This window comes from Bacillota bacterium (assembly GCA_024655925.1).
GTDB lineage: Bacteria > Bacillota > DTU025 > DTU025 > JANLFS01 > JANLFS01.
The window spans coordinates 19,454-25,015 of the sequence record JANLFS010000047.1; the positions used below are offsets into that span (position 1 = coordinate 19,454).

Consider the following 5,562-nt stretch of genomic DNA (forward strand, 5'->3'; position numbering starts at 1 on the left):
AGGGTGGACAATCTACGATGTCGAAACCTTCACAAATATCCCGGCTCCAACCCTCGCCGAGTATGAGCGCGATCAGTCCGTCGTCCCCGCAGACCGATTGCCCGTCCTCGCCTGTCTTCTCTCCGTTTCCATTGAATGGTTGGTGACCGGCAAAGAGACTGCCGAAAACTTGCGCCGAAAGTGGCCGGAAGGGTTCAACCTCTGGGCCAAACTGACCCGGGAGCTGAACGAGAAGGATAAGGATCGCCTCATGATTCTGGCTGAGGCTTTCCTAAAACGCAGAGACGAGGTAGTGAAGATGCTGGACTGGGGGCGTCTAAAACAATTGCAGGAGGAGGCGCCAGACTCCTTGGGCCCCGATGAGGGCGGGTCCGACGAGTCTTCTGGCTTATAGCGCCATCACGGGTTTGGGGTACCAGTCACGGCGGATTGGCGGAGAACCGTGCGAGCCGCAGTGCGGGCGCATTCGCTTCTCTTAAACCGGCACGAATTGTCGTTCCCGATTACCTTGGCCGAGGTCGAGCAGGCTTACCGCGTTGTCTTCCTACCCCCCGCTTTGGGGCGGATCGACGGCATAGGCGACGAATTGGTGACCGTCGCTCCCGAAGCCACGTTCCTGTTCGTCGAGGCGAGACATTCTATCAGTCCCAAGAGCCGAAGCCCTTGCTTCCAGGCTCTTCACGCGTTGGGCCATCACGTGCTTGGGCACGTTAGACGACATGATCCTTTCCGCCCCATCCACGCTGCAACAGCGCTCGATCACCAGTGTCCTCGATAGAGAAGCCGACATCTTCGCGTCAGAAGTGCCGATGCCGCACTGCATGGTGGAGCAGTTTCCTGGAACCGCAGAGGGGGCTCTATTCGGAGTGGCCACGGCAGAGTCTCTCCGACACAAAATGGATGTTAGGTGTTATCCCGTTCATCCAAGACTCAGCCAGGCCCAGGCGGTAATTGCCGCGCGCTACCAACTCCGTATGGCTTGAACCGTTGTCGCGAACCCACTCACTCGGTTTCTCCACACAATAACCGTCTCGCCTGATCAAAGGATACGCGCGCCATCCCTTTGCGGCGGATTGCCTCCGCAACCTCGAAACAGTGCGTTGCTTGAGCTCGTGCTTCGGCAGTAAGACCCACAGTGGTTGAACCTAAGTAATCCAACTCCAGATCAAAGCCGATCACGTCGAAGGTGGTACTGGTTTCAAGGCACGTTATTGCCACAGTGTCCTCTGTACGAGCCACGTCAAGAAAATGGTCGAGAAGTAGTCTTCCTGTGTCCGTGTGAACGGAGACTCGCCATCGAAACAGCGCCACACCCTGGATCTCATATACTCGGCATGCGCTGGTGATCTTGCGCTCTTGCGCGGCTTTGGCAATCGCCGCCCACTCTTCCGCAGAACAGACCAACAATATCCCCACGCCAGCAAGGTCATTCATGACGGCAGCCATTACAGTTTTGCCCGAGGCTTCGTATTCTTCCGGGATGAGTATTTCCTTACCTTTCCCATCATCGACAACGGTCAGAACCCATAGGCTGCCGAACGGTTTCAAAGCAGCGGCCTCGGAAACCAGTGGGGCCGGTATGCGCATTGCTGCGCACCCCCTGTCAGGGCGAAATCACTTCATCACAGTACGCAGTTTCTTCTCCTCCCTCCCGCTCTCCTTCAACTGGAAGGGGGGTCTCCCCTTACGCGTGAGATCCACCTGATTGCACCATTCTTTCCCTAAGCGGGCATACTACCCTCGCAAGAAGGGACGGGGATTCCTGTGGAGAATGGCAATGGCACTCTCCTGCATGTGGCTCGCCAACTAGTTCCAGTCGAGCATGTTGTAGAGGAACGTGGTTACCGCCTGAGAATCCAGGTTACAGCTGCTGACGGGATTCCGGTATCATGCCGGATTCTACGCGAAGCAAGAGATGGCAGTAATTGGGCGCTCCAGGGCCTCGTGTCCGTTCCTTGGGACAACTTATGGGACTTGGCTCGCGCCCTCAAGGCTCTGCAGAGTCTCCGTCGCCTGCAAGACTGAGCACGGGCGATGGAGTAGTTGGCGGGTTAGAGTCTGGTGTCTACTCGTGTGTTGGTGCCCGTCGTCTACGAAGGGTCGCAGCTCGGAAAGGAGACAGACGAAGAGGCACGTCCTTCATGGTAATACCTGCGCCATGGTCGGCGCCATGGCGGAGCCCATGTCGTTGACGTCCTTCAAGCCCATGTCAATCACCCTTCCGATCGTCGCGTGCGTGACCCTCGGTCCGGTCCCCTTGGAGGACACCAGGACGGCCCCCGCGCCAGTCACCGTCCACTGGGCCGTCGGGGGTCTCTGCGCTCCGAACTCGGTCGGGTACCGGTATTGCCTCTCCGCCGTGTTGTGGTGGCTCGACGTGGCGACCAGGGCCTTCTCGCCGTACCCGCCCTCGACCAGGGCCGAGGCGAGTGCCAGCCCCTCCACGTACGTGGAACACGCGCCGTACAACCCGAGCATGGGGATGGAAGTGTCGCGACCCGCGAATCCCGAACAGGTGATCTGGTTGAGAAGGTCCCCCGCCAGGAGGAAGTCCACCGACTCGGGCTCCTTTCCGGCCTTCTTCAGGCATATCTTGATCGCCTCGACCAACATCTGCGCCTCGGCTCGCTCCCAGGACTTCTGCCCGTTGAGAGTATCGCCGAGCACGAGGTCGAAGTCCGACCCCAGGGGCCCCTGGCCCTCCTTTGGACCGGCCACGGTGGACACCGATTCGATCACCGGAGGTTTCTGGAATGCTATTGACTGCTTGCCGAGCTTGTTCCGGGCCATGCTAAAACCCCCGCTGAAGGACGAGCCTGACGAGCGTGACCACCACGGCGGTGACGAGCCCGTACACTATGACGGGACCCGCTATCGTGAACATCTTTGCGGACGCTCCGAGCACGAACCCTTCGCGCTTGAACTCCAGGGCGGGAGAGACGATGGAGTTGGCGAAGCCGGTGATCGGGATTGCGGACCCCATGCCCCCGATCCGACCGATCTCGTCGTACACCCCCGCGCCGGTGAGGATCGCGCCGGCGGCCACCATCGTCCCCGACGTAAGGGCCGTGACCATCCTCGTATCAAGGCCGCCCGTCCGCGCTATCAGGTCGTACACGACCTGTCCGACGAGGCAAATCGCCCCGCCGACCAGGAACGCCAGCACCGCGTTTCGCACGATCGGCCGTCCCGGCACGTACTGTTTCACGAGTCTCCGGTATTCCGCCGCCTGCCCGCTCGTGGCCTTCAACTCCCATCCCCCTCGTCGCCAGCGGAAATCAAGTGTATTATGCTCTCCGCCCCAGCCGACAATCCCGCAAAAAGACGGGCCCCCGGTTCACGGGGGTCCTTGTCCGGCCGCTCCGGACGGCCGATCCTCGATGAGGAGCACCATCCCGGCGGGATGCCTCGCGGGGTCTCGCCGCGCCTATCGGCCCGCGCCTCCCGCTTCTTGCACACCCCTCCGGCAGGGTTCTCCGTCGCTCCCGTACACGTATCTCTTCAGCTTCCTCACGGCGCTCGGCTGGCTGATCCCGAGCACCCGGGCGAGCTGGTACGAGCTGCTGCAGGCACCCCAGGCTTCCCTCACTATCCTGCCCTCGGTGTCCCTGAGGATCTCCTTCAGCGACTTGCTGGAAACCGGTGCTTCCGCGCGAGACTCCGGTCTCCGCGCGACGGGGCCGCGCTCGAAGTCCGCCTCGATTGACTGGGAAGTGAGCGGCCAGCGTTCCGGGGTGACGATGTCGTCAACGTCGAGCGTTATTACCATCCTCTCGATCAGGTTCTTCAGTTCCCGGACGTTGCCGGGCCACCTGTAGGAGGCGAGCACGTCCAGGAACGCAGGCGTGAAGCGCAGGTTCTTGCCGTACTTGGCGTTGAATGTTTCCAAGAAGTGCAGGGCGAGGGGTTCGACGTCCGACGGCCTATCGCGAAGCGGCGGTATGGCTATCGGGACCACCGCCAACCTGTAATACAGGTCGGCACGGAAACCACCGTTTCGAATCATCTCCGGCAGGTCCGCGTTCGTGGCGGCAACAACCCTGCACGTGGCCTTTTTCGGCTGTACCCCGCCGACCGACATGTAGCACCCGTCCTCCAACACCTGGAGGAGCTTCGGCTGTATTTCCTCGGGCAACTCCCCTATTTCATCGAGGAACAGCGTCCCGCCTGACGCGACCTGGAACACTCCGGGCTTGCCCTCGCGGTTCGCGCCGGTGAACGCCCCCCGCTCGTACCCGAACAGCTCCGACTCCACCAGGCTCTCGGGGATGCTCCCGCAGTTTATCTTGACGAACGGTCCGTTCCTGCGGGCGCTGTGTTCGTGTATCGCCCTCGCGATGAGTTCCTTGCCCACCCCAGACTCCCCGAGGAGCAGGACCGTGCAGTCGGTGGGAGCGACTCTCTCGACGCTGTCAAGCACGTCGTGCATCGCCTGGCTGGCGGCGATTATCGAGGGGAATCCGACGCGGGTCGTCAGGGTGACGACGTGCGTCTGGTAGCTGCCGGTCAGGCTGAGGCCGCGCGTCACCTGGTTCCTGAGGGTGATCAGCTCCGAGACGTCCCTGGCAGTGGTGATCAAGAGGATCACGTCGCCGCTCCCGTTCTCCACCAGGTTCACCGACGTGAGCAACCTCTTTCCGGTCCGCGTTATCTGCTCGGCCGTCAGGGGCTTCTTCTCGAGCATGGAGATCCGGGTGACCGAAGGCAGGGTCGTGATATTCGCCTCGACCCAATCCCAATCCCGCCCGATCCATTCCTCGGCCTTGACCCCGAAAAGCCGCTCGACGGACTTGCTCGCGGCGAGCACGATGCCGGACGGGGAGGTGATGAACAGCGCGTCGTAACACGAGTCGAGTATCGCCTGCAGCTGAATCGAGGCCTCGATCTCGGAATTCAGGCCCGGTCTGCCGCTCTCCGGCGGGCCTTGCTTTCTCGCACGGTCGGCCATGATGAACATACCCTCCTGCAGCGTCAACGGGGTTGGGTCTGCATACGATTGCTTCTCGTCTCGCGGTGCACTTTCGGCACGACCCAAACGACTGATGTTTATGGGGGCATATTCGCTCGCCTCGCCCCGATTCCTGCTTGTAACTCATTCTTGATCTGGCAATTCATTCGTGATCGGATCCGGCGACGTCGCCGGCGCCCTCCCGGTCAAGGCGGGACCGAACGCCCGCGGAAATGCCCGCCCTACCTCGACGACTGGGAGCGGGTTCTCCGGGGCGGCACCGAGCGAGCGGGGAAACGCCCGCCCGGCCGCACCGCTGGACTGGCACGAGGGTTGCATGTTACAATCGTACAACCTTCGCGACAACAGCGACGGGAGTGGATCGTAATGCAGCTGTTCGCTCAACAGATGGTGTTCGGCATCCTGATCGGCACGTTGTACTCCTTGTGCGCACTGGGGGTGACGGTGCAGTGGCGAGCCATGAGCCTCATGTGTTTCGCGTACGGCGAGTTCTGCATGCTGGGCTCATTCGCCTCGATGATATTCACCCTGGACGTCGGCTTGCCGTTCTGGGTCAGCTTCTTCCTTTCCATCCTGCTGGTCGGCATGCTCGG

Annotated in this window: 7 protein-coding genes; 2 read left to right on the top strand and 5 right to left on the bottom strand. The window is 61.4% G+C overall.

What is annotated here, in order from left to right; all coding sequences use genetic code 11:
* Nucleotides 1–394: helix-turn-helix domain-containing protein (locus NUW23_08800; GenBank protein ID MCR4426269.1), on the top strand; the 394-nt coding region annotated here is incomplete at its 5' end.
* A 150-nt stretch (nucleotides 395–544) separates the two neighbouring features.
* On the opposite strand, the gene NUW23_08805 is transcribed toward NUW23_08800, so the two are convergent.
* The 5 genes from NUW23_08805 to NUW23_08825 form a co-directional block, all read right to left on the bottom strand.
* Nucleotides 545–823 (bottom strand): hypothetical protein, encoded by a 279-nt coding sequence (locus tag NUW23_08805; protein ID MCR4426270.1) that lies wholly within the window; start codon nucleotides 821–823, stop codon nucleotides 545–547.
* Nucleotides 824–1,002: 179 nt separating this feature from the next.
* Nucleotides 1,003–1,587: a hypothetical protein gene (locus NUW23_08810; protein ID MCR4426271.1), complete on the bottom strand. Its 585-nt coding sequence runs from the start codon at nucleotides 1,585–1,587 to the stop codon at nucleotides 1,003–1,005.
* A 552-nt stretch (nucleotides 1,588–2,139) separates the two neighbouring features.
* A complete protein-coding gene (locus NUW23_08815) occupies nucleotides 2,140–2,790 on the bottom strand; it encodes a hypothetical protein (GenBank protein ID MCR4426272.1) in 651 nt (216 codons plus the stop codon).
* Nucleotide 2,791: 1 nt separating this feature from the next.
* Complete coding sequence (gene spoVAC, locus NUW23_08820; GenBank protein ID MCR4426273.1) at nucleotides 2,792–3,250, bottom strand: stage V sporulation protein AC; 459 nt, start codon at nucleotides 3,248–3,250, stop codon at nucleotides 2,792–2,794.
* Nucleotides 3,251–3,427: 177 nt separating this feature from the next.
* The gene (locus NUW23_08825; GenBank protein ID MCR4426274.1) at nucleotides 3,428–4,957 is read right to left on the bottom strand and encodes a sigma 54-interacting transcriptional regulator; all 1,530 of its coding nucleotides are present in this window, start codon (nucleotides 4,955–4,957) and stop codon (nucleotides 3,428–3,430) included.
* A gap of 378 nt (nucleotides 4,958–5,335) precedes the next feature.
* On the opposite strand from NUW23_08825, the gene NUW23_08830 reads away from it, so the two are divergent.
* A partial coding sequence (locus NUW23_08830; protein ID MCR4426275.1) for a branched-chain amino acid ABC transporter permease occupies nucleotides 5,336–5,562 on the top strand: 227 nt, incomplete at its 3' end.

What these genes read in the sequence shown, in the direction of transcription:
- NUW23_08805 (MCR4426270.1), bottom strand. Translation starts at nt 823, where the DNA reads ATGCAGTGCGGCATCGGCACTTCTGACGCGAAGATGTCGGCTTCTCTA.
- NUW23_08810 (MCR4426271.1), bottom strand. Translation starts at nt 1,587, where the DNA reads ATGCGCATACCGGCCCCACTGGTTTCCGAGGCCGCTGCTTTGAAACCG.
- NUW23_08815 (MCR4426272.1), bottom strand. Translation starts at nt 2,790, where the DNA reads ATGGCCCGGAACAAGCTCGGCAAGCAGTCAATAGCATTCCAGAAACCT.
- NUW23_08825 (MCR4426274.1), bottom strand. Translation starts at nt 4,957, where the DNA reads ATGTTCATCATGGCCGACCGTGCGAGAAAGCAAGGCCCGCCGGAGAGC.